25 protein-coding genes are annotated in these 21,002 nt (G+C 57.4%); 13 read left to right on the forward strand and 12 right to left on the reverse strand.

Features of this window, described 5'->3' with window-relative positions; translation table 11 throughout:
* Positions 1-16 precede the first annotated feature (16 nt).
* The 4 genes from ACR0EN_RS12325 to ACR0EN_RS12340 all read right to left on the reverse strand — a co-directional run bounded on the left by ACR0EN_RS12325 (position 17) and on the right by ACR0EN_RS12340 (position 4,757).
* Entirely contained in the window at positions 17-2,698 is a 2,682-nt protein-coding gene (locus tag ACR0EN_RS12325; protein ID WP_170397168.1) for an ATP-binding protein, read from the reverse strand.
* Complete coding sequence (locus tag ACR0EN_RS12330) at positions 2,686-3,006, reverse strand: hypothetical protein (RefSeq protein ID WP_170397170.1); 321 nt, start codon at positions 3,004-3,006, stop codon at positions 2,686-2,688. Before ACR0EN_RS12330 ends, ACR0EN_RS12325 begins: the two co-directional genes overlap by 13 nt.
* The gene (locus ACR0EN_RS12335; RefSeq protein ID WP_170511295.1) at positions 3,003-3,383 is read right to left on the reverse strand and encodes a response regulator; all 381 of its coding nucleotides are present in this window, start codon (positions 3,381-3,383) and stop codon (positions 3,003-3,005) included. Before ACR0EN_RS12335 ends, ACR0EN_RS12330 begins: the two co-directional genes overlap by 4 nt.
* Positions 3,384-3,461: 78 nt before the next feature.
* Positions 3,462-4,757, reverse strand: coding sequence for a helix-turn-helix domain-containing protein (locus tag ACR0EN_RS12340; RefSeq protein WP_480586977.1), 1,296 nt, complete (start codon positions 4,755-4,757; stop codon positions 3,462-3,464).
* A 176-nt stretch (positions 4,758-4,933) separates the two neighbouring features.
* Between ACR0EN_RS12340 and ACR0EN_RS12345 the strand changes: the two genes are divergently transcribed.
* The 4 genes from ACR0EN_RS12345 to aat all read left to right on the forward strand — a co-directional run bounded on the left by ACR0EN_RS12345 (position 4,934) and on the right by aat (position 8,154).
* Positions 4,934-5,470, forward strand: a complete 537-nt coding sequence (locus tag ACR0EN_RS12345; RefSeq protein ID WP_170397176.1) for a helix-turn-helix domain-containing protein — start codon at positions 4,934-4,936, stop codon at positions 5,468-5,470.
* Between the two features lie 149 nt (positions 5,471-5,619).
* A complete protein-coding gene (accB, locus tag ACR0EN_RS12350) occupies positions 5,620-6,114 on the forward strand; it encodes an acetyl-CoA carboxylase biotin carboxyl carrier protein (protein ID WP_170397178.1) in 495 nt (164 codons plus the stop codon).
* Positions 6,115-6,123: 9 nt separating this feature from the next.
* The gene (gene accC / locus ACR0EN_RS12355) at positions 6,124-7,470 is read left to right on the forward strand and encodes an acetyl-CoA carboxylase biotin carboxylase subunit (RefSeq protein ID WP_170466082.1); all 1,347 of its coding nucleotides are present in this window, start codon (positions 6,124-6,126) and stop codon (positions 7,468-7,470) included.
* 51 nt (positions 7,471-7,521) lie between these two features.
* On the forward strand, positions 7,522-8,154 hold the full coding sequence (gene aat / locus ACR0EN_RS12360) for a leucyl/phenylalanyl-tRNA--protein transferase (protein ID WP_170663837.1): 633 nt from the start codon (positions 7,522-7,524) through the stop codon (positions 8,152-8,154).
* On the opposite strand, the gene ACR0EN_RS12365 is transcribed toward aat, so the two are convergent.
* The 6 genes from ACR0EN_RS12365 to ACR0EN_RS12390 all read right to left on the reverse strand — a co-directional run bounded on the left by ACR0EN_RS12365 (position 8,118) and on the right by ACR0EN_RS12390 (position 11,859).
* Positions 8,118-8,477, reverse strand: coding sequence for a DUF2155 domain-containing protein (locus ACR0EN_RS12365; RefSeq protein WP_170424191.1), 360 nt, complete (start codon positions 8,475-8,477; stop codon positions 8,118-8,120). The genes aat and ACR0EN_RS12365 overlap by 37 nt on opposite strands.
* Positions 8,474-8,926, reverse strand: coding sequence for an outer membrane lipid asymmetry maintenance protein MlaD (mlaD, locus tag ACR0EN_RS12370; protein ID WP_170466091.1), 453 nt, complete (start codon positions 8,924-8,926; stop codon positions 8,474-8,476). The genes ACR0EN_RS12365 and mlaD overlap by 4 nt, the downstream gene beginning before the upstream one ends.
* 10 nt (positions 8,927-8,936) lie before the next feature.
* Entirely contained in the window at positions 8,937-9,320 is a 384-nt protein-coding gene (locus ACR0EN_RS12375; protein WP_010443266.1) for an NADH:ubiquinone oxidoreductase subunit NDUFA12, read from the reverse strand.
* Positions 9,321-9,399: 79 nt separating this feature from the next.
* Positions 9,400-9,762: a RidA family protein gene (locus ACR0EN_RS12380; RefSeq protein WP_480586981.1), complete on the reverse strand. Its 363-nt coding sequence runs from the start codon at positions 9,760-9,762 to the stop codon at positions 9,400-9,402.
* 62 nt (positions 9,763-9,824) lie between these two features.
* Positions 9,825-11,090 carry an ATP-dependent Clp protease ATP-binding subunit ClpX gene (gene clpX, locus ACR0EN_RS12385; RefSeq protein WP_170397188.1) on the reverse strand — a complete coding sequence of 422 codons (1,266 nt, stop codon included), beginning with the start codon at positions 11,088-11,090 and terminating at the stop codon, positions 9,825-9,827.
* Between the two features lie 136 nt (positions 11,091-11,226).
* Positions 11,227-11,859, reverse strand: a complete 633-nt coding sequence (locus ACR0EN_RS12390; RefSeq protein WP_170564807.1) for an ATP-dependent Clp protease proteolytic subunit — start codon at positions 11,857-11,859, stop codon at positions 11,227-11,229.
* Between the two features lie 309 nt (positions 11,860-12,168).
* Here ACR0EN_RS12390 and ACR0EN_RS12395 point away from each other — a divergent pair, with 309 nt between their 5' ends.
* From ACR0EN_RS12395 to ACR0EN_RS12405, 3 genes are all read left to right on the forward strand, one after another.
* On the forward strand, positions 12,169-12,510 hold the full coding sequence (locus ACR0EN_RS12395) for an ArsR/SmtB family transcription factor (RefSeq protein WP_170397190.1): 342 nt from the start codon (positions 12,169-12,171) through the stop codon (positions 12,508-12,510).
* A gap of 99 nt (positions 12,511-12,609) precedes the next feature.
* Positions 12,610-12,747 (forward strand): entericidin A/B family lipoprotein, encoded by a 138-nt coding sequence (locus tag ACR0EN_RS12400; protein WP_010443271.1) that lies wholly within the window; start codon positions 12,610-12,612, stop codon positions 12,745-12,747.
* Positions 12,748-13,626: 879 nt separating this feature from the next.
* A complete protein-coding gene (locus ACR0EN_RS12405) occupies positions 13,627-14,004 on the forward strand; it encodes a hypothetical protein (RefSeq protein WP_480586984.1) in 378 nt (125 codons plus the stop codon).
* Positions 14,005-14,086: 82 nt separating this feature from the next.
* Here the strand turns inward: ACR0EN_RS12405 and ACR0EN_RS12410 are convergent, their stop codons facing one another.
* On the reverse strand, positions 14,087-14,536 hold the full coding sequence (locus tag ACR0EN_RS12410) for a hypothetical protein (protein WP_170466098.1): 450 nt from the start codon (positions 14,534-14,536) through the stop codon (positions 14,087-14,089).
* 724 nt (positions 14,537-15,260) lie between these two features.
* Between ACR0EN_RS12410 and ACR0EN_RS12415 the strand changes: the two genes are divergently transcribed.
* Genes ACR0EN_RS12415 through ACR0EN_RS12425 form a run of 3 tightly spaced genes read left to right on the forward strand, consistent with a single transcriptional unit; the run spans position 15,261 to position 16,486 of the window.
* Entirely contained in the window at positions 15,261-15,743 is a 483-nt protein-coding gene (locus tag ACR0EN_RS12415) for a type II toxin-antitoxin system RelE/ParE family toxin (RefSeq protein WP_480586987.1), read from the forward strand.
* Positions 15,691-16,209, forward strand: a complete 519-nt coding sequence (locus ACR0EN_RS12420; protein WP_480586990.1) for a helix-turn-helix domain-containing protein — start codon at positions 15,691-15,693, stop codon at positions 16,207-16,209. The genes ACR0EN_RS12415 and ACR0EN_RS12420 overlap by 53 nt, the downstream gene beginning before the upstream one ends.
* Positions 16,199-16,486, forward strand: coding sequence for a hypothetical protein (locus ACR0EN_RS12425; RefSeq protein ID WP_480586993.1), 288 nt, complete (start codon positions 16,199-16,201; stop codon positions 16,484-16,486). Before ACR0EN_RS12420 ends, ACR0EN_RS12425 begins: the two co-directional genes overlap by 11 nt.
* A 56-nt stretch (positions 16,487-16,542) precedes the next feature.
* Here ACR0EN_RS12425 and lepA read toward each other — a convergent pair whose 3' ends face one another.
* Entirely contained in the window at positions 16,543-18,342 is a 1,800-nt protein-coding gene (lepA, locus tag ACR0EN_RS12430) for a translation elongation factor 4 (RefSeq protein ID WP_170799904.1), read from the reverse strand.
* Between the two features lie 29 nt (positions 18,343-18,371).
* Between lepA and ACR0EN_RS12435 the strand changes: the two genes are divergently transcribed.
* The 3 genes from ACR0EN_RS12435 to ACR0EN_RS12445 all read left to right on the forward strand — a co-directional run bounded on the left by ACR0EN_RS12435 (position 18,372) and on the right by ACR0EN_RS12445 (position 20,977).
* Positions 18,372-19,496 carry a hypothetical protein gene (locus ACR0EN_RS12435; protein ID WP_480586996.1) on the forward strand — a complete coding sequence of 375 codons (1,125 nt, stop codon included), beginning with the start codon at positions 18,372-18,374 and terminating at the stop codon, positions 19,494-19,496.
* Between the two features lie 164 nt (positions 19,497-19,660).
* On the forward strand, positions 19,661-19,969 hold the full coding sequence (locus tag ACR0EN_RS12440; RefSeq protein WP_170511491.1) for a hypothetical protein: 309 nt from the start codon (positions 19,661-19,663) through the stop codon (positions 19,967-19,969).
* 66 nt (positions 19,970-20,035) lie between these two features.
* Positions 20,036-20,977 (forward strand): LysR family transcriptional regulator, encoded by a 942-nt coding sequence (locus tag ACR0EN_RS12445; RefSeq protein ID WP_170818047.1) that lies wholly within the window; start codon positions 20,036-20,038, stop codon positions 20,975-20,977.
* The last annotated feature ends 25 nt before the right edge of the window (positions 20,978-21,002 follow it).

A 21,002-nucleotide genomic window follows, 5' to 3' on the forward strand; every position in this document is an offset into this window, starting at 1 on the left:
TGTCTTTATGACGCCCTCATTGCGCGGCCTGACGAAAAGCCAGCGGAAGGCTGACGCGGAAGGCCGCCCCTCCCTGCCCCGGCAGATAGGCAACTTCGCCGCCCAAGCGCTGCATAATCTCTCGGCAGATCGCCAGCCCCAACCCTGCCCCGCCTGCCTTGTCCGAGCCGACGCGGGCAAATTTTTCGAATACCATCGATTGCGCCTCGGCCGGGATACCACCACCGTTGTCGATGAAATCGATTACCACTTGCCCGCCGACATCATGGGCCGAGATGGTCAGCACCGGTTCAATGGCGTCGCAATATTTCTGGGCGTTGGAAATCAGGTTGATGAACACCTGCCCCAGCCGGTCGAGATCCGTGTGCAGCGGGATACGTTCACTTGCGCGCACCCGCCGTACGCCAATCTTACGATCACTGCCCGCCAGCGCGCTTGAAACGGCGCGGTCCAGAACTTCGCTTAGGGTGGCTTCGCCCATGTTCAGGCTAACCTGGCCGCTTTCCAGCACGCTAAGGTCGAGCAGATCATCCAGTAGCCGGGTCAGACGCAGCGATTCATCATGTATGATCGCAGCATAACGGATTTGTTCCTCGGCGCTGAGGCCATCGGTGTCGCGCATAATTTCAGAAAACGCCCGAATCGAGGTCATGGGCGTGCGCAATTCGTGGCTGACCTGGCTAAGAAACGCGTCTTTCTGTTTCGAGACTTGCGTAAGCTTGGCATTCGCCTCGCGCAATTGCCGCGCTGTGCGGCTGAGCTCAGTCGATTTCGCCTCAAGCTGGCTGGAATATTCCAACATCTGCGCGGACTCGTCGGCAACGGCCAACAGGTCTTCGACAGACACAGACGCCCCGCCAACGATCTGACCGATCATCGCATGCGCGGTTGCGGCCCCGACCGAGCCGCTGAGTTCACGTTCCAGCCGTTCCAGAAACTGCGGCGTGGGCTCGGGCAGTCGTCCGGGGCGACCATTCTGGCGCTCGGCTTCGGCTTGAAAGAACTCTTGCGCGGGAATAGTGCCCAGAATCCGCTGGGTCATGATCATCAGGTCTTCGCTTTGCGCCACCGAACCGGTCCAGCCACGGGCTGAAACCGAATGGTCAAATACATTTACGAATTGCGCACCCTGAAGGCGTTCCAGCGGGCTGGGGAAGCTGAGCATCGAGGCGACGCAGAAGGCGATTGTATTCAGCGACAGCGACCACATGACCGTATGCACCATCGGGTCGATCCCTTCGATCCCAAACAACGCCTGCGGGCGCAGCCAGCCCCAGCCGAAGGGTCCGTTTTCAATCACCGATGCCGGGACAATGCCGCCACCCATGCCAGGCAGCAGCAGTGTGTAAATCCAGAGAAAGAACCCGACGCTGAGCCCGACCAACGCCCCAGTTCGGGTCGCGCCGCGCCAAAACAGGCCGCCCACCAGTGCGGGCAGAATCTGGGAAATCCCGGCAAAGGCCACCAGCCCGATCGAGGTCAGGGCAGCCCCGCCCCCCGAAAGCTGGAAGTAGAAATAGCCCAACGCCATGATCGCCGCGATCGAGACGCGCCGCGCCATCAGCACGACTGTTCGCACATCACCAGAGACCGACGCGGTGCCTTCCTGCGTATTCAGCCAGATCGGCATGACCACATGGTTCGAGACCATGGTTGACAGCGCCATCGCGGTAACGATCACCATTGATGTGGCCGAGGAAAACCCGCCGATGAACGACAGCATCGCCAACCAGTCATTGCCCTGCGACAGCGGCACGGTCAGCACAAACAGGTCGGGGTTCGAGCCTTCGGGCATCAGGTCCAACCCAACGACGGCGATGGGCACGACAAACAAGCTCATCAGCAGCAGGTAGAGCGGAAAGGCCCAGGCGGCGGTGCGCAGGTGGCTCTCATCGTCATTCTCGACCACCATGACCTGAAACATCCGCGGCAAGCAGACAAAGGCCGCCGCCGAAAGGAAAATGAAAGTGGTCCAGCGCCCGGCATCCACATGCCATTGGCCAATTTCCGAGGCATCGATCTGATCCATCATCGGCCCCAAGCCGCCAGCGACGCCCCAGACAACAAAGATGCCAACGGCCAGAAGGGCGAAGAGTTTCACCACAGATTCCAACGCAATAGCGGTAACAACGCCGTGGTGGCGCTCATTGGCATCCAGATTGCGCGTCCCGAACAGGATCGCGAAGACGGCCAAGCCCGCCGCGACCCAGAACACGCTAGAGCCTTCGCGATAGAGACCTGAGGGATCGGCCTCGGCAAAGATCGAAAAGGACAGCGTGATCGACTGCAATTGCAGCGCGATATAAGGTGTGCCGCCCAGAACGGCTAGAATGGTCACGCACACCGCCAGTGTGTTGGACTTGCCGTATCGTGACGAGATCAGGTCAGCGATCGACGTCACGCGCTGGCTGCGTCCGATGCGCACGAGTTTGCGCAGGCCCCACCACCAGCTGATCATCACCAGTGTAGGACCCAGATAGATGGTTACGAATTCAAGCCCAGAACGCGCGGCGTTGCCAACCGCGCCATAAAACGTCCATGCAGTGCAATAGATCGACAGTGACAGGGTGTAGATCAGCGGGGAACGCAACCATTTCCCGCCGCCACGCGCAGCAAGCCGGTCCGCTGCGAAGGCGACGCCGAACAGAAGAACCACATAGCCCAGACAGACCAGAATCAGGACATTCAGGGTTGCCATGTCTCGGCCTCGGGCTCGGCAGTCTCGCGCGCGGTCATGCGTTTGGCGACGAAGCCGAAGATCACGCTGATCAGGATCAGAACACCCCAGCACGCAAAGATGTAGAACATGGCCGTCGATAGCGACAGAGCCTCGGCGCCTGCGCTATCATCCGGCCATAGAAGCGGCAGCGCGAGCATTGCGGCACCTAGAAACGGCAGCAGCCGCGCTGCATCCGCCAGCCTGCGCCGACGATAGCTTTGCCGTTCCAGAAACAGGGACGGACGAACTGGCGAGGGCCGATCTTTGCCGTCGCCCGCGGAGCTCATAACTGAGACGCCTGCGCATGTAGGTCGCGCACCGCTGTCAGGACTTCGGTATTCGAAAACGGCTTGGTCATGAATCGGCTGACCCCTGCCTGCTCGGCCATTTCACGATCGCGGGATTGCCCGCGCGCGGTCAGCATCAAAACCGGCAACGCCTTCATTTCATCATGTTCGCGCAGATCGCGCAGTACATCCATCCCGCTTTTTCCCGGCAACATCACATCCAGAATCACCAGATTGGGCCGCGCGGACAGAATCACCTGCACCGCATCCGTTCCCTCGGCATGGGTTTCAACCTGCCACCCCTCGCGTGTCAGCAGAAACCGGATCGCCTCGGTGATGTTGGGCTCATCCTCGATCAACAGAACCTTGCGGCTCATATTTGCATATCCTCCCCATGACGGATTGCACGTCCGGCCACCCGTCCAGCCCAGATTAAGCGCTGCGTCACGAAACTGTCAAAACCCTTCGCTCAGGATCGATGGCTCGCGCCGCGCGCTGCATTCGCGTTTCGGGCATATCCGACAACTGGCTCCGGCTTGCGCCGCGTTTTCCGCAGGCTGCACCGTGTCTTCGACCGGCAGCACCAGCATGACCGATCGGTAGACCGGCTCGGCCCCGAATTCCTTAGCTGGCTGAGGGGCTGCGATTGCAAAACACTCAAACTCGGCAGCGGTTCGACCAAGCTGAACGACCCGTTTCCGGATCGGGACCAAGGGCCGATTCAAGGCGGTGAACAAGGGCCAGAGCGGACAGGCCTCGCCATGGCGCGGCAGAGCAAACCCCGGCGCGGGTTTAAAAAACAGAACGCTGCCGGAGGCGTCGCAAATCACCAAGCCAGCCGGACGCGCCAGCGTGCCTTCAGGCAGAAAGGCCAACCGTCGCAATACCGTAGCAAGATCCACTGAAAACACCGTCGCCAACGCCAGCGGATCGGGGTTTGCTGCATCCAGCGCGGCACACACCTGATCCAGCGGCATAGCGCGCGCGTCGGCGGCATAAAGGTCCAGCAACCCCGAGGCCACAGTGTTGGCCGCAGCGGAATCGAGCCCATCCAGCGGCACTTCGGTCAATTGCCCACCGGCTTCGAGTTCCGGGAAATGATATCCTTGCTCGGCAAAAAACGCCTCGACCGCGTCCAGTGGGATACCGCGCAGATCGCGCTGCCCGTCACTGTCATCCAGATAGGTCACCAGCGCTTTTGAGCTTTCGGCCAGTCGTTCGGCATCCTGATGCAAGTTGCGATGGAAACGGTCGCGCCATTCCGGTTCGATCTCTCCCGGTTCAGCCAAGATTGCAGCTGTTGAGCGGATAGCGGCGGCGGTCGACAGCACCTCGTGCATTGAGGCCGCCAGATGCGGGTCATGGGTCAGTCGGTCGGAAAGAACTTCGACAGTGCGCTCCAGCGACACTACGCGGCGATGCATCTGCGCCAGAACACCCGACCAACCGGGAAAGCGGCCGGCGAATTCTTCCAGCCCGTCCACCTCGGCCTTTTGGCCGACTGCATCCGCCGCGGCCTCGCGCAGAGCGGCGATGAGCGTCTCTTCGATCCCTTGAGTCAGCAGCGACGGCTCGACGGACAAAGCCGCCGCGATATCGACAAGCAGTTTGCCCCCAATGCGGCGGCGGTTGTGCTCGATCAGGTTCAGATACGATGCCGAAATCCCCACCTGCCGCGCCAGTTCCGCCTGTCGCAGCCCAGAGATTTGCCGTCTTTCGCGTATCCGGCTGCCGGTCAGCGTGTCGCGCATGGCGTTTATGTCCTTGGCTACTGCGGCTGCATTTTCAGATTAACTAAGTAATTATTATCTGTTGCCGACTAATTTTCAAAGAAGATTTACAACTTTGACAACGGCCAGAGAAAGAAACCCACCCTTTCCTGCCGCCCACCCTTCTCTTTCGACGCAATACCCGTCACCATAAGAACATGAGCGATCCCGCCTTTGAATACGCCCCCATCGGCCTTGTTGAGCTTGAGAACCGGATCATCCGACGGTGCAATCTGCAATTTGCGCGGACCTTTGGCGGGGATGAGGTTGACTATCGCAACATGCCCCTGCTGCATCTTTATCCTTCGGTCGCCGATTGGGAACGGATCGGCGCGCGTAGTCTGCAGGTGATGCGCGATACAGGCTATTACACAGACGAACGGGTGATGCGGCGACGCGACGGTGACCTGTTCTGGTGCCGCGCGCGGGGGCGTTCGCTGACGCCAGACGATCCGTTCCGGCACGGGATATGGAGCTTTTCGGACATCTCGGAAGAGCGCCCCTTGGTGCAATTGACAACCCGCGAACGCGAAGTGGCCATCCTGTCATGCCGGGGTTTATCCGCGAAGGAAATTGGCGTTGAACTTGGGCTAAGTTACCGCACGATCGAGGCCTATCGCGCCCGCCTTTTGGAAAAATACGGAGCCCGCAAGCTACCAGAACTGGTCGCAAAATTGTCTGGAACGCCGCTGTAATCGCGACAGCCCTCGTAATTCGCGCAAAAACCCCCATTTGGCAGGCTTAGACGGCGCTTTTCATGGCCGTCTGCATGGCTTATAACCCTGCGTAATCAAACCAAGCCCGCAGCAAACAGACGGGCATAGGGGAACCTTCGAGGACACTCATGACAGATACCAAACACGAAGCGGATGTCGCGTTTATCAAGGCACTGGCCGAACTGCTGCGCGAGAATGACCTGACCGAATTGCAGGTCAAGCGCGAATATGGCGAGGAAGACAGCCTGAATGTCCGTGTCAGCCGCATGTCGCAGACCGTGGCCGCTCCGGTTCAGGTTGCGGTTCCTGCGGCTGCACCGGTTGCCGCACCTGCTGCCGCGCCGGCCGCTGCCGAAGCGCCCGCTGCCGTGGATGATCCCGCCAGCCATCCAGGCGCTGTGACCTCGCCCATGGTAGGCACGGTTTACATGCAACCGGAACCGGGCGCGCCTGCGTTTATCTCGGTCGGTGCATCGGTCTCGGAAGGTGACACGCTATTGATTGTCGAAGCCATGAAGACAATGAACCACATCCACGCACCCAAGTCGGGCACCATCAAACGCATTCTGGTCGGCGATGGTGATGCTGTGGAATTCGGCACGCCTCTGGTCATCGTTGAGTAAGGCGGGCCCATGTTCGACAAAATCCTGATTGCCAACCGAGGCGAGATCGCCCTGCGTGTGATCCGTGCTGCGCGCGAGATGGGGATCAAGACGGTTGCCGTGCACTCCACCGCCGACAGCGATGCGATGCATGTGCGCATGGCGGACGAATCGGTCTGCATCGGCCCCCCGCCCAGCCCGCAAAGCTATCTGTCGGTGCCCGCGATCATCTCGGCCTGTGAAATCACTGGCGCGCAGGCGATCCATCCCGGCTATGGCTTCCTGTCCGAGAATGCCGAGTTCGTGCAGATCGTCGAAGATCACGGCATTACCTTCATCGGACCCACCGCCGACCATATTCGTGTCATGGGTGACAAGATCACCGCCAAGGACACGATGAAGGAACTGGGTGTCCCTTGTGTTCCGGGTTCTGACGGCGGCGTTCCCACGCTGGCCGACGCCAAACGTATCGGCGAGGAATTCGGCTATCCCGTGATCATCAAGGCCACCGCCGGCGGCGGCGGTCGCGGCATGAAGGTGGCACAAAACGCCGATGAGATGGAAAGCGCCTTCATGACCGCACGCGCCGAGGGCAAGGCCGCCTTTGGCAATGATGAGGTCTATATCGAGAAATATCTGACCACCCCCCGCCATATCGAGATTCAGGTCTTCGGCGATGGCAAGGGAAAGGCAGTGCATTTGGGCGAACGCGACTGTTCGCTGCAGCGTCGCCACCAGAAGGTGTTCGAAGAAGCCCCCGGCCCCAGTATCACGCCGGAAGAACGTGCGAAGATCGGTAAGATCTGCGCCGACGCGGTCGCCAAGATCAACTATATCGGCGCGGGCACCATCGAGTTCCTTTATGAAAATGGCGAGTTCTACTTCATTGAAATGAACACGCGTCTACAAGTGGAACACCCCGTGACCGAAGGCATCTTCGGCGTCGATCTGGTGCGCGAACAAATCCGCGTCGCCGCTGGTGAGGACATGTCGTTCGGTCAGGACGATCTCGAGATCAATGGCCACGCCATCGAGGTTCGCATCAACGCGGAAAAACTGCCGAACTTCTCGCCCTGCCCGGGCAAGATTACGGCCTATCACGCGCCAGGTGGTCTGGGCGTGCGGATGGATTCCGCGCTCTATGACGGCTATTCGATCCCGCCGTATTACGACTCGTTGATCGCCAAACTGATCGTTCAGGGCCGTGACCGGGCTGAAGCTTTGGCCCGTCTGGAACGTGCTTTGGGCGAGTTGATCGTCGACGGTATCGACACCACCGTGCCGCTGTTCCACGCCCTGCTGCAGGAACCTGACCTGCACAGCGGCGAGTACAACATCCACTGGCTGGAGCACTGGCTTGCGGAGAACATGGCCTAATCTGACCAAAGGGCCGAAGGACAAACCCCCTTCGGCCCCGAGGCACCCGGCATGAGCCTTTCCCCTGAACTTCTGCTCCATGGCTATTCCATCGGCATTTTTCCGATGGCTGAGCATCGCGACGACCCCGAGTTGTTCTGGGTCGACCCGAAGTTTCGCGGCGTGTTCCCCCTGGATGGGTTCCACATCTCCCGCAGCCTAGCGCGGCGTATCCGGACCTGTGGGTTTTCGGTAAGCATCAATCGCGATTTTGCGGGCGTCGTGGATGGCTGCGCCGACCGATCGGATACCTGGATCAATCCCGAACTGCGCCGTCTGTATCAGGAACTACACCGGACCGGCCGCGCGCATTCACTCGAAGTCTGGGACGGCGCTTCACTGATTGGCGGCGTTTACGGCGTAGTCCTCGGCGCGGCCTTTTTTGGCGAAAGCATGTTCTCGCGTCGCACGGACGCATCGAAGATTGCACTTGCCTATCTGGTGGATCGACTGCGCCAAACCGGGTTCACACTGTTCGATACGCAGTTTCTGACGGCGCATCTGGCCTCGTTAGGCGCGATCGAGATCCCGCGTGCGGTTTATCATAGCGAATTGAAACAAGCGCTTGACCTGAAAGCAGATTTCACCGCTGATCTGCAGCAGACCCCTCAGGGTGTGATACAACGGATCACCCAGACATCGTAGCGGGCGTGATCCAACGCGTTCAGCGCGGGTGAGGTCGCAATCATCCAGCCATCAAACAGCTGCTGCGCCTTACCCTGCTCCCAGATGGTCAGATAGGCAAAGGCGTCACCTGTCGGGTTTTCGGCTGGATAGCGACAATCACCCAGCGCGACATCCAGACCAAAGACCGACGTGGTCTCGCCGTTCTGCATTTCGATGTCCACCGTCTGCCCGCTGACCTTGTCCAACCCGCGCAACATTGCGCCAGGGCCGGATTCGACCTTTTGCTGCGCAGCAGCTCCGGTTGCGGTGACTATCAGAGCCACCAGTGCAGGGCGGATCATTCGCTTCCGTCCCCGGCCACGAATTTGACCAGCAACGAGATCAGGCTGACCGCGCCTTGCGTATCGGTAATCTCATCACCCGCCTCAAAATAGAACGGGGAACCGCCCGGCATAACCTCAACAAAGTTGCCACCCAGCAAGCCTTCGGAAGAAATCACAGCGGCGCTATCGTCTGGAATAAGAATACCATCTGCCACGGAAAATCGGGTATCCGCGCGGTACGTATCAGAGTTTAGCGTAACGCCGGTCACCGTCCCAATCTTGACCCCGGCAAGGCGTACATCCGTGCCAACGCCCACACCTTCGAGCGAGCGGAAAGACGCGCCCAGCTCGTATCCTGCGCCGGATTGAGACAGGCCTGTGGATTGGCTGGCGTAGACACCGAACGCAATGGCGCAGGCCAGCACGGCACCGCCGACGATAACTTCGGTCTTCGTATGATTAGACATCTGGCCTCGCTTATTCCGGGCTCCACGCCTCGTAATCGCTACGTTCAACCGGATCGGCACGACGCAGAGAACCGGCAGGTGCATAGGCCAGCGCGGTGCCGGTCAGATTCTCCTGATGCGGTTTTTCCCAGGACTTGTGCGCCAGAGGTTTATCGGTTGGCGGTTCATCCCATGTGCGGTGCAGCCAGCCATGCCAATCGGGATCGATCCGGCTGGCCTCGGCTTCGCCATTGAAAATCACCCAGCGCTTGCTGTCGTCGGCATTGCGATAGAACACGTTGCCCTCGTCGTCCTCACCGACCTTGATCCCCTTGCGCGCAGTGTAGAATTGCGTGTTCAGGGTGGCCCCGTTCCACCAGGTCACGGCCCGCAAAAGACTGTTCAGGATTCCCATCGGCTGCCTCCGGCATTTCTGTCCCCGAAGATATGGACCAAAGGCACGCTAAGGTCCAGTACTGCCAGCGCTACCTGCGTCATTCCGGCAGGATAGCGGTGACTTCAATTTCAATCCGGTATTTCGGATCGATCAATCCGCATTCGATCATCGTCGCTGCAGGAGGGTTCGCACCAAAGGTTTCAGCCAGAATGGACCAGCAAGGTTCAAATTCGGTTCGATCCGGCAGCATATAAGTGATGCGCACGACATCAGAGAATGAAGCACCCGCCTCGGCCAGCGCGTTTTCGATGATAGACAGCGCCGAGCGGCATTGCTCCACGATCGTTTCACCTTGCCCAACAGTTCCCGCAACATGAACCCAACCACCCGCGACAACCGCGCGGCAATAGCCAACCTTAGCTTCAAACTCACCACCCGAAGAGATACGTCTTACTGTCATCGTGTCCTCAAACGAAAACGGCGCGGACATTGCCGCGCCGTGTGTGTGTTAATCTATGCGGTTCAACCCGCCGAAGCCGATTCCGCCGCGTCTGCGTAGATGATCAAAGGCTGAGAGTCCGACGTCACAGCCTCTTCGTTGACCACAACTTCGGTCACGTTCTTCATGCCCGGCAGTTCGAACATTGTATCCAGCAGGATGTCTTCCAGGATAGAACGCAGACCACGTGCACCGGTTTTACGCTCGATCGCTTTCTTGGCGATCGCCTTCAGCGCATCATCGGTAAAGGCCAGTTCCGCATCTTCCAACTCAAACAACCGCTGGTATTGCTTGACCAGAGCGTTCTTCGGGCTGGTCAGGATGGTGACCAAAGCGTCTTCGTCCAGATCTTCCAGCGTCGCCAGAACCGGCAGTCGGCCGACGAATTCGGGGATCAGGCCAAATTTCAGCAGGTCTTCGGGTTCCAGATCCTTGAAGATCTCGCCCACGCCGCGCTCGTCATTGTCACGCACGTCGGCACCAAAGCCCATGGCCGAGCCTTTGCCACGCTGTGCAATGATCTTGTCTAGTCCGGCGAATGCGCCACCACAGATGAACAGGATGTTGGTGGTATCCACCTGCAGGAATTCCTGCTGCGGATGTTTGCGCCCACCCTGCGGTGGAACGCTGGCCACGGTGCCTTCCATCAGTTTCAGCAGGGCCTGCTGAACGCCCTCGCCCGATACATCGCGGGTGATCGAAGGGTTTTCAGACTTGCGGGTGATCTTATCGACCTCGTCAATATAGACGATGCCGCGCTGTGCGCGTTCGACATTGTACTCGCTGGCCTGCAGCAGTTTGAGGATGATGTTTTCAACATCTTCACCCACATAACCGGCTTCGGTAAGCGTGGTTGCGTCCGCCATCGTAAACGGCACGTCAAGAATCCGCGCCAGCGTTTGCGCCAGCAGGGTTTTGCCGCAGCCGGTGGGGCCAATCAGCAAGATGTTGGATTTTGCCAGTTCTATATCGCTGCCCGCTTTCTGGGCATGATTGAGACGCTTATAGTGGTTATGTACCGCAACCGACAGCACCCGCTTGGCGGTGGCCTGACCGATCACATAGTCATCCAGCACTTCGCAGATATCCTTGGGTGTTGGCACACCGTCCGAGGATTTCAGACCGCTGGCCTTGGTTTCCTCGCGAATGATATCCATGCACAGCTCGACACACTCATCGCAGATGAACACGGTCGGGCCTGCGATCAGCTTACGCACCTCATGCTGGCTTTTGCCGCAAAAGCTGCAATAGAGCGTGTTCTTGCCGTCACCGCCTGAATTCGTCGCCATGCTTTACCCCTCGGGCTCCGTCTCAGCGGCCCCTCTCAAGGACCGCGCTTGCCGTATATGCCTGCAGCTTAGGCCAGCGTTCTGGCAGCTACAATCTCAAAATCATCCCTCACGCCGGACGCGCGCGGATTTGAACCTAGGCCTCTTCACCATCCATCTTGGCGCGGTTCTCGACGATCTCGTCGATATGGCCCCAATCCTTGGCCTCTTCCGGGCTCATGAAATTGTCACGATCCAGCGCCTTTTCAACTGCCTTTTTGGTCTGCCCGGTATGGCGCACATAGATGTCATACAGGCGATCTTTCAGCTTTTGCGTCTCGGCCGCGTGGATCATGATGTCGCTCGCCTGGCCCTGATAACCGCCGCTGGGCTGGTGCACCATGATCCGGCTGTTAGGCAGCGAAAAGCGCATTCCCTTCTCGCCCCCGGCCAGCAGAACCGAACCCATCGACGCCGCCTGACCGATCACCAATGTGGAACATTTCGGCTTGATATACTGCATTGTGTCGTAAATCGACAAACCACTGGTGACCACGCCACCGGGAGAGTTGATGTAGATCGAGATTTCCTTGTTCGGATTTTCCGCCTCAAGGTGCAGCAGCTGAGCGACCACCAAATGGCTCATACCGTCATGGATGGGGCCGTTGATGAAAATGATCCGCTCTTTCAGAAGGCGCGAGAAGATGTCGTATGCGCGCTCGCCCCGGCTGGTCTGCTCGACGACCATGGGGACGAGTGTGTTCATATATGTATCAACTGGATCGAACATTCGGAACCTGCCTGTTTTGCGATGGATCGGGACATTACCCGAGGAGTAGTTACCCGAGTCTTAGTGCCGCCACAGGGGGGCTGCAAGGGGGGCCGAACGTTCCCACGAATTCCGTCTACCTGCACGACCCGAATGCACACGCCGCTACAGGTCGGTTGACGGATTGCGCGGAAACGTGCTGGTTACATCACGCTATTTTGATCCATGCATATGGAAATACATGCCTGGAAATTGTACCAAGAGTTCTCGCTGCGGATGCGGCGCCGGTCAGGCGTCGGGATTCGGCGGCACTAACGAGGGAATACGATCATGGCTTTTCCGCAAATGACCGAGGATATGTCACCCGGCGACCTTGACCGGATGGTTGAAAACGCAACGCGCGCGTCGAACTTTCTGAAAGCCATAAGCCACGAAGGGCGTTTGATGATCCTGTGTCACCTCGTCTCGGGCGAGAAATCCGTTACTGAACTGGAACAATTGCTATCGGCCCGCCAAGCCGCCGTTTCTCAGCAACTGTCGCGGCTCAGACTTGAGGGGCTGGTTGTTCCTCGTCGCGAAGGCAAGGCGATATATTACCGGCTGGCAGATGATCGACCAGCCCGAATACTGGAAGTGGTGTACGAACTGTTTTGCGCTCAGGATGCGACCTGAGCCTAGTTTTTAGCCCTTCGAAATCGGCCATGCAAAACCTGTAGCTATGGCCCGGGAAAGCTGCTAGTCAATTCGAAACAAGCACTTATGGAGCAACCGATGATCCGCGCAATTCTGATTGGCCTGGCCCTGTTCACCTTGACCGCCTGTGAAACCGCAAAGGGCGCTGGCAAAGATATCGAAAACGCCGGAGATGCCATCCAGAACGCGGCCGAGGACGTGCAGGAAAACATCTGATCGTGACGGGATGTTGCGTTCAGGCAACGCTTACCCGCAATATGTAGTTGCCACACCGACTCAACCCGAGTAGTGTGCCGGTACAGGTGCATAGACGCGGCATTGCATTTCTGATACTTTGACGGGGTTCTTTTGCGCAAGCGAAAGAACCCCGTTTTGGTCCGGAGGGTGGTGCGTGGTAGCCTGTATGAACCTTGGGTTCTCAAAAAGGAAAAGGCGTCAGGTGCTCAGACGCGGTCTTTGCATGCATCCTTGCGGACACTCCTGACGCCTTGCCGGTCCGTTCCGCCCGAGGGGCTTCCCGGTCCAGTTGCCTCGGCCCCCGAAGGGACTTTGGCCACTGCCACACGCGCTATGTCGCGTCGCAGTCCGCGCGGACCTTCTGAGAGGCTGAGCATTTAACCCGAACCGAAGCCCAGACCACCTGCTCCACCACCGGTAAGCCATTGCAACTACAAACAAATCCTAAAATCCGCCTTCGTTGCTGTGGCCCCCTTGGCCCTTGCATCCCGCCCCAGTTCCGAAGATCAGAAGCAGTAACCAGACTGTTACATCAGCGTCATGATCCGGCAAGAAAATAGCACTGCAGCATAAAAATTAGACGGGGATAAGCTGTTGATATCCGCCGGGAGAGCCATGTGGATAACCCGAGAATTCGCGTCATCGCGCGGGCTTGGGGATGGAAAAAGTCAAATAAGGATCGCCGGCCAGAATTCGCTTGGTTTCTGCACCTGCGAAGGTCCCGTGCGCTGAATTAGGGGGGTATTGTCCGAGTTGTACAACACTCAAGCCCCCAATCTTTCGAATCGTACAACCGGAGATTCGTCTATGCGCCTGACCATTTCTCAAGCTCGCGCCCGTTTGGGCGAACTGGCCACCTTGTCCCAGGACCCCCGACAAGTGATCGTGCTGACCCGTTATGGCAAACCGATCGCCGCACTGGTGTCGATGAACGAGGCGCAGCGGATTTGGGAGTTAATGGATGATGACACCATCGGACGCAAACACCCGCTCAGCGGGGTGCGCGGGTGGTGGTCGAAGGGGCGCGGTATTCCGGGGATGGAACCTGGGCCGGACGGTTCTTACCTCACCGCGCGCGACGCCGCGCTGAAGGTCCGCGAGATCCAGATGACCCGTGCCGAGGAACGCCGCATTCTCAAACGCGGGGGTCTGGACCCTGTCGCGGGCGGCGAGATCGCCGCCCGGCCCGTCGCCTCCCTGTGGAGACTGTTGTTTATGAGAAGCGCTCCGACCTGAACGGGGTACCTACTACTCCTGCCGCAGTCACAAATCTCAGCGGCATTAACCCCCTTTAACATCCGATCGGGCCGGAAACGCTTCAGTTCACCTGACGTTCCAGAACTGTGCTGTAGGTCGTTCCGTTTCGCAGGCTACGGAAATCGGCAAAGATCTTGCCGTCCTCGTACCGCGCATCGATCAACGCATTGGCGCCAATCACCAGCGGGGATGTTTCAACGATGCCGATCGAGCCAGACCCATCGAGGCTGATGGTTCCGGTGGCCTCGTATTCATTCCATTCAGTGTCGCCATCCCGACGCCACTTGCTGGGCCCCCAGAAGACATTGTCTTCCTGCATCTGGACGTCGAGCATCCATTCGGCCTGATTAAAGCGGGGCTGATCGCCCTTGTAATAATGGCTGGGCTGCACGGTCGTGTAGGACCCGACCCACGTGCCGCGCAGATCCGGTGTGGTATCGGCCAGTGCTGCGGTTCCGAGGGCGAGGGACGTGGCCAGAGCGGCGGCTCCGGCAGTCATGTATCTGGTCATGGGGATCTCCTCCTGAAAACGACCCTTTGGAGTTCAAAAGCGAACATCCTTGCTGTGGCATACAGATTGGGCGGAGGTGCGCCGGTTACAACTTACCTAAGGGAAACTTCATAAAGCGTTTAGTTTGGCGTTAGATGGCGCAGCAGACGGAGCGCCCCGTAGGGCGGGCTTCAGCCCGCCACCCCCGACACCCACGGTGTTCAAGAGATGGGTGTAAACACCCATCCTACGTAGGGTGGGTTTCCAACCCACCAAACCATCCGACCCATGCGCATTGGATCTGGTCGAGCGAATGGCGGGCTGAAGCCCGCCCTACAGTTTCAATGGCAGTGATAAGGCTTTGAACCAGCGTGACAGCATTGCCCCGGAGGTGAATTTTTCCGACACCCGCCGCCATGAGCGAAAGCCGTCGTCGCGGTAAGCGTGGTAATGACTGCCAGCAGAAAGAAATAGCGCATTTGAAACTCCCATTTTACTCATAAATCAGAACGTTAACAAAGGTTAACGGATTGGATCGCCGTCGCAAGTATCATTTTGATATTTTTCAGTATATCTACACCCGTCGACTGGATCGCTCGATCAAAAGAACTGAGGGCAGCGCCGGCCCGAGGGAAGGCGCAAACGCGCCGCCCCATGGGGGCGGGTCGGCGCGGCCTGGCGGTTCAGCGGTTAAATCAACCAAGTTTTCAACAATTTAGGCGCACAAATTTGTCACGAGCTTGCAATGGCGCGCTTTACATTATCACTTTATTATTATAACCCCTTCAAAACCGAACACAAAACTCATAGTATACAGGCGAATATGACAACTTGGAGGGTTGAGAAGTACGTACTGCCCAATGGCAAGTGTCCATTCGATGAATGGGCAGCATCAAACAAGTTAACAGACAGCGACAGAGCAGCCTTAGATACTAAAGTGGAAGCCATCGAGGCAATTCAAAATGCATTGCCGCCTGAATGGGTAAAAAAATACAAAACTTCTACAGTTCGCGAACTCAAAGTTAAGGGCCAAAAGAAGCAACTCAGGCCGCTTTGCGTGATAGAAGCAGAAAAACGGATAATTCTTCTAGTAGGCGCCATCGAAAAGGGCGGGAAGATACCGAAGGGAGATCTGAAGAGTGCAGAACAACGAAAGCAACATCTTGAGAACGGCTATGGATCAACAAAAGACTACTGGCAGGATGAAGGCGATATGGAAACGCCTTAGATCCAAAGCATACAGAGATGGATATGTCGAAAATGCAATTGGCAACCGCCTTGCAGCGCAAATCAATGCGTTGCGCAACCAAAAAGGTTGGACACAGTCTCAGCTCGCTGAAGCTGCGGATATGAAACAAGCGCGTATTTCGGTTTTAGAGAACTCGTGTGCAAATGCGTCGATTAGTTCATTGCGACGTATCGCTTCAGCATTAGACGTAGCTATTAGCATCAAATTGGTGAGCTTTAGTGACCTAGTCGAGGAAGTTCGTACAGATAAACTTGACAAGCGAATACCTTCATTCGCAGATGACAGGCTAAAATTCGATCACAAGATTCGAATTAATACTGCGACTTCAGCAGGCCATTCCAAAATGCTTTATCTGAGTTCAGATCACACTCGATCAAAGACAACCCAAATCACGGTCCCAACAATAGAGTCTTCAATCAAGGCACAACAAAGCTATGTCCACTGAAAATCAAAACTCAGATATTCGCTTTCACCCGGCAGACGTAGTCGGCTTCAACTTGAACGATAACAGTTGCAAGATGGTGTTTTCGATTGAAGGTCCCGAAGGCCAACAATATCCACAAGTTGGAGTGTTCATGACCCATCGAACGCTAAAACTCTTGGCTTTCACGATTTCGAAAACGCTTGAACGCTTCGAAGAAACGGTCGGTCCAATACCAATTGATCCATCCAAGGTTGAAGAAATCGAACAAGCCTTATCCGCGACTGAAAATAGCGACTAATCCTTGTTTCAAGTTCTAAATTTTGACGCAAGAATGAGCAAAAAAATGGCCAGCTTTTAGCTGTCCATTTTTAAGGCGCTAATAAACGCCTCCTGCGGGATATCCACCTTCCCGAACTGACGCATCTTCTTTTTCCCCGCCTTCTGCTTGTCCAGCAGTTTGCGTTTCCGTGTGGCGTCGCCTCCGTAGCATTTGGCGGTCACGTCCTTGCGCAGCGCCGAGAGGGTCTCGCGGGCGATGACCTTGCCTCCGATGGCGGCCTGGATCGGGATTTTGAACATGTGGCGCGGGATCAGGTCCTTGAGCTTTTCGCACATCGCCCGGCCCCGCATCTCGGCCCGGTCGCGGTGAACCATGGTCGACAGCGCATCGACCGGTTCGTCATTCACCAGCACCGACATCTTGACCAGATTATCCTCGGTATAGCCGGTCATCTGGTAGTCGAACGAGGCATAGCCCTTGGTCACCGATTTCAGGCGGTCGTAGAAGTCAAAGACGACCTCGTTCAGCGGCAGGTCATAGACGACCATGGCGCGGGTGCCCGCATAGGTCAGGTCCAGCTGGATGCCGCGGCGATCCTGGCAGAGTTTCAGCACGTCGCCCAGGTATTCATCCGGCACCAGAATGGTCGCCTTGATGCGCGGTTCCTCGATATGGTCGACCTTCGACGGATCGGGCATGTCGGCGGGGTTGTGCAGCTCGATCATCTCGCCGTCTTTCATGTAGACATGATAGATCACCGACGGCGCGGTGGTGATGAGCTCGATATCATATTCGCGTTCGATGCGGTCGCGGATGACCTCTAGGTGCAGAAGGCCGAGGAAACCGCAGCGGAAGCCAAAGCCCAGTGCGGCTGAGGTTTCCATTTCAAAGCTGAAGCTGGCGTCGTTCAGGGCCAGTTTGTCGATCGCATCGCGCAGGTCTTCGAATTCGGAACTGTCCACTGGGAAAAGGCCACAGAACACCACCGGCTGCGCGGGTTTGAAGCCTGTCAGAGCCTCTTCGGTGCCGTTGCGGTCATTGGTGATGGTGTCGCCGACGCGGGTGTCGCGGACCTGTTTGATCGAGGCGGTCAGGAAGCCAATCTCACCGGGGCCGAGGCTGTCGACCATCTCCATCTCAGGCCGGAAGACACCAACGCGGTCGACATGGTGCAGGGTGCCGTTCGACATGAACTTGACCCGCATGCCCTTTTTCAGCGTGCCGTCCATGATGCGGACCAGAACGATGACGCCGAGATAGGCGTCGTACCATGAATCCACCAGCATCGCCTTGAGCGGCGCGTCCAGATTGCCCTGCGGTGCGGGCAGCTGCTGCACGATGGCCTCGAGCGTCTCGTGAATGCCCTGCCCCGTCTTGGCGCTGACCTGAATGGCGTCGGTCGCGTCGATGCCGATCACATCCTCGATCTGTTCGGCCACGCGATCACAGTCGGACGCAGGCAGGTCGATCTTGTTCAGCACCGGCACGATCTCATGATCGGCGTCGATGGCCTGATAGACATTTGCCAGCGTCTGCGCTTCGACACCTTGGGTTGAGTCCACGACCAGCAGAGAGCCCTCAACCGCGCGCATCGACCGGCTGACCTCATAGGCAAAGTCCACGTGGCCGGGGGTGTCGATCAGGTTCAGCACGTATGCCTCGCCATTGTCGGCGGTATAGTCGATGCGAACCGTGTTGGCCTTGATGGTGATGCCACGCTCGCGCTCGATATCCATGCTGTCGAGCAGCTGTTCCTTCATGTCGCGATCCTTGACCGTTCCGGTCTCTTGGATGAGCCGGTCAGCAAGGGTGGATTTGCCATGGTCGATATGCGCGACGATGGAGAAATTGCGGATATGAGCGAGGTCTGTCATGGGTTGGGGATATGTAGAGGAATCGTGGGTTGGTCAAGGTGGGAGAGTTTTCGTTGCAGCTTAATTTTGAGCGCGAAGCAAAGTTGTTCCATGCTCTTAGAACTGAGCAAACCAAAGTGGCGATAGCCCGCGTTTTTCTACGATCATTGTTTCTCGTTGCAAGTGACTATAATTCACTCAGCGAGGCCAAAATCTTAAGTGCTTTGAGATTTGCAATTAACGTGTGCACAGTTGGCGGGCCTAACCCTCGAACCGCCGACATGCAATGGGGATGCAACGTAGACGATTGGGAAATTTCGTTCTCCGGTCATAGCCAAGAAATTGAGTTTCGTGTTGCTCACAGTGCCGAAACACAAATGTACGAGTGCGTTTGGGAGCATTATCCCGACCTTGCAGACGGTGGTGGACACATCTTCATGGACCTTAGAGACGCGCGGCTTTCTCCGGCCAAATCAGTTGACGAAGGGAACTTACTGACCGACTTGGAGTTCCTTAATACTAATCATGATGCTGGGGCGCTTCACAGACTACCAATATGGTCCAATTTACCAGAACATATTGATCTCGAAGTAAGTAGCTTACTCAATTTCTTTAATGCCGACCCTAAAAAATGGGCATTTTGGCATCAATGGTACCAAGGCTACCTATCCGGTGATCCTATTGAACCGATGTTTGAATACAATGTTTCGAGGATACCAGAGGCAATCTGGGATGGAGGCGTCGAATTCGTAGCTCGCGAAATTGAACAAATACGCAAACGCATGGCGGTAGAGCGGGCGGTTGATGACCTAAGACAAAATCTCGGAACCAGATCACTCGGCCGCTTTGGCATCGGAGGCAACCACCCACCCGGTCCCGCATCAGATTTGCAGTTTCAGAATTCGATTACTTTGATCTGGGAATCTGTAGAGGAACTTTCGGAAGAAGTTAGAAAAGCACAGCCAGATGTTGACCGCTTAGAGGCTATTTTGAAGTCGCTGCAAACTGCGTTTGCGACAATGATCAAATGGACTGGAAGAAAAGCCGATCTTGCGATTGATGCCACAATCAAATGGAGCATTCCTCTAGTTGGTGGCGCTTACATTGCTCAGAACCCTGAAAAGATTCAGCTTTTAATCAAAGCTATGCAGGAATGGCTTCCATTGCTACGCTAACCGGTGCCGGTTTGAAGCCCGGCCTACGGGGTGGTGTGTTTCCGACTCGGGTATTCACTTTTTCGCAACGTATGATTGATCCCGAATCCACTTTGATTCATACTCCGCCGCAGACCGAGAGGGGCAGAAGATCCCTCCGGGCAGGCAAAAAACGAGGCTCGAGTATGAAACAGTTCCTCTTAATCGCATTTTGTGCGGCATCGCTGACGTCGGTGGCCCACACGGTGGACGCGGCGCAGATCAAGCGGGCGTGTCTGGCATCAGACCGTGAAGCGGCGACGCGGGCGCGGTGCCGGTGTATTCAGCGCGTGGCGGATCAGGCGCTGACGCGTAGTGATCAGAAGACCGTCGCCAAGTGGTTCACCAACCCGCATCAGGCGCAGGAGTTGAAGATGTCGCAGACCGCGCGCGATGATGCGCTGTGGGATCGGTATCAGAACTTTGGCCAGATGGCACAAGCGATCTGTAGCTAAGTCCGAGGCAATCCTTGACCTGATGCACGCTGCGCCTCAGAAAAGGCGCAGCGAAAGGTATGTGCGATGGTGATGAAAGGGCTGACCCTTCGGGGCCTTGAGGTGTTCGAGGCGCTGGCGCGGACGGGATCGGTGGCGCAGGCGGCCGAGATCACGGGGCTCAGCCAGCCCTCGGTTTCCCAGCAGTTGCGCAATCTGGAAAAGGCTTTGGGCACCGATTTGGTGGATCACGGGCGGCGACCGATGCGACTGACACAGGCCGGCCGCAGTTTCCTGGCGCGGGCCGAGGCAGTGCTGGCCGAGTTGCAGATGGCGCAAGGCGAACTGGCGGTGATGGATCTGGGGCATCTGACCACCCTGTCCATCGGCTTGATCGACGATTTCGACAACGACCTGACGCCGCGATTGGCGACGTTGCTGGCCGACAGTCTGACCCGGTCGAAATTCAAGCTGATCACGCTGCCCAGTCTGGACCTGTTTGCCGAGCTGGAAGCGCAGCGCCTGCACATGGCGGTCTCGGCCCATTCTGGCGAGGTGCTGGAGGGCGTGGTCGAATATCCGCTGGTGCAGGATCCGTTCATTCTGGTCGCGCCTAAGGGCGTTGCGCAACCAGTGCAGGATCTGCCCTTTCTGCGCTATGCCCGCGAGCAGTTGATCAGCCGTCAGATCGAAAGCCATCTGGCGCGGCAGCAGCTGGAGTTCGAGGAACGGTTCGAGATCGGCTCACACCTGGCGCTGATGGCGATGGTGGCGCGGGGGCTGGGCTGGGCGATCACCACGCCGCTGGGCTATATGCGCGCCGCCCGCTTCCACGACGGGATGGAGGCGCACCCTGCCCCGTTCGGTGAGTTCGCACGCACCATTTCCTTGTTTACACGGACCGACTGGTCCGATCAGGTACCTCAGGAGGTGGCCGACATGATCAGACGCCTGATGCGCAGCCAGATCGTTGATCTAGCGATTGCGCAACTGCCGTGGTTGGGTGGTCAATTGAAGGTGGTGGGGTGACCTGACGCTCTCCAAGGCGTGAAAG

The sequence above is a fragment of the Ruegeria sp. AB7 genome, from assembly GCF_056542625.1.

What these genes read in the sequence shown, in the direction of transcription:
- ACR0EN_RS12325 (WP_170397168.1), bottom strand. Translation starts at nt 2,698, where the DNA reads ATGGCAACCCTGAATGTCCTGATTCTGGTCTGTCTGGGCTATGTGGTT.
- ACR0EN_RS12330 (WP_170397170.1), bottom strand. Translation starts at nt 3,006, where the DNA reads ATGAGCTCCGCGGGCGACGGCAAAGATCGGCCCTCGCCAGTTCGTCCG.
- ACR0EN_RS12335 (WP_170511295.1), bottom strand. Translation starts at nt 3,383, where the DNA reads ATGAGCCGCAAGGTTCTGTTGATCGAGGATGAGCCCAACATCACCGAG.
- ACR0EN_RS12340 (WP_480586977.1), bottom strand. Translation starts at nt 4,757, where the DNA reads ATGCGCGACACGCTGACCGGCAGCCGGATACGCGAAAGACGGCAAATC.
- ACR0EN_RS12345 (WP_170397176.1), top strand. Translation starts at nt 4,934, where the DNA reads ATGAGCGATCCCGCCTTTGAATACGCCCCCATCGGCCTTGTTGAGCTT.
- accB (WP_170397178.1), top strand. Translation starts at nt 5,620, where the DNA reads ATGACAGATACCAAACACGAAGCGGATGTCGCGTTTATCAAGGCACTG.
- accC (WP_170466082.1), top strand. Translation starts at nt 6,124, where the DNA reads ATGTTCGACAAAATCCTGATTGCCAACCGAGGCGAGATCGCCCTGCGT.
- aat (WP_170663837.1), top strand. Translation starts at nt 7,522, where the DNA reads ATGAGCCTTTCCCCTGAACTTCTGCTCCATGGCTATTCCATCGGCATT.
- ACR0EN_RS12365 (WP_170424191.1), bottom strand. Translation starts at nt 8,477, where the DNA reads ATGATCCGCCCTGCACTGGTGGCTCTGATAGTCACCGCAACCGGAGCT.
- mlaD (WP_170466091.1), bottom strand. Translation starts at nt 8,926, where the DNA reads ATGTCTAATCATACGAAGACCGAAGTTATCGTCGGCGGTGCCGTGCTG.
- ACR0EN_RS12375 (WP_010443266.1), bottom strand. Translation starts at nt 9,320, where the DNA reads ATGGGAATCCTGAACAGTCTTTTGCGGGCCGTGACCTGGTGGAACGGG.
- ACR0EN_RS12380 (WP_480586981.1), bottom strand. Translation starts at nt 9,762, where the DNA reads ATGACAGTAAGACGTATCTCTTCGGGTGGTGAGTTTGAAGCTAAGGTT.
- clpX (WP_170397188.1), bottom strand. Translation starts at nt 11,090, where the DNA reads ATGGCGACGAATTCAGGCGGTGACGGCAAGAACACGCTCTATTGCAGC.
- ACR0EN_RS12390 (WP_170564807.1), bottom strand. Translation starts at nt 11,859, where the DNA reads ATGTTCGATCCAGTTGATACATATATGAACACACTCGTCCCCATGGTC.
- ACR0EN_RS12395 (WP_170397190.1), top strand. Translation starts at nt 12,169, where the DNA reads ATGGCTTTTCCGCAAATGACCGAGGATATGTCACCCGGCGACCTTGAC.
- ACR0EN_RS12400 (WP_010443271.1), top strand. Translation starts at nt 12,610, where the DNA reads ATGATCCGCGCAATTCTGATTGGCCTGGCCCTGTTCACCTTGACCGCC.
- ACR0EN_RS12410 (WP_170466098.1), bottom strand. Translation starts at nt 14,536, where the DNA reads ATGACCAGATACATGACTGCCGGAGCCGCCGCTCTGGCCACGTCCCTC.
- ACR0EN_RS12415 (WP_480586987.1), top strand. Translation starts at nt 15,261, where the DNA reads ATGGCGCGCTTTACATTATCACTTTATTATTATAACCCCTTCAAAACC.
- ACR0EN_RS12420 (WP_480586990.1), top strand. Translation starts at nt 15,691, where the DNA reads ATGGATCAACAAAAGACTACTGGCAGGATGAAGGCGATATGGAAACGC.
- ACR0EN_RS12425 (WP_480586993.1), top strand. Translation starts at nt 16,199, where the DNA reads ATGTCCACTGAAAATCAAAACTCAGATATTCGCTTTCACCCGGCAGAC.
- lepA (WP_170799904.1), bottom strand. Translation starts at nt 18,342, where the DNA reads ATGACAGACCTCGCTCATATCCGCAATTTCTCCATCGTCGCGCATATC.
- ACR0EN_RS12440 (WP_170511491.1), top strand. Translation starts at nt 19,661, where the DNA reads ATGAAACAGTTCCTCTTAATCGCATTTTGTGCGGCATCGCTGACGTCG.
- ACR0EN_RS12445 (WP_170818047.1), top strand. Translation starts at nt 20,036, where the DNA reads ATGGTGATGAAAGGGCTGACCCTTCGGGGCCTTGAGGTGTTCGAGGCG.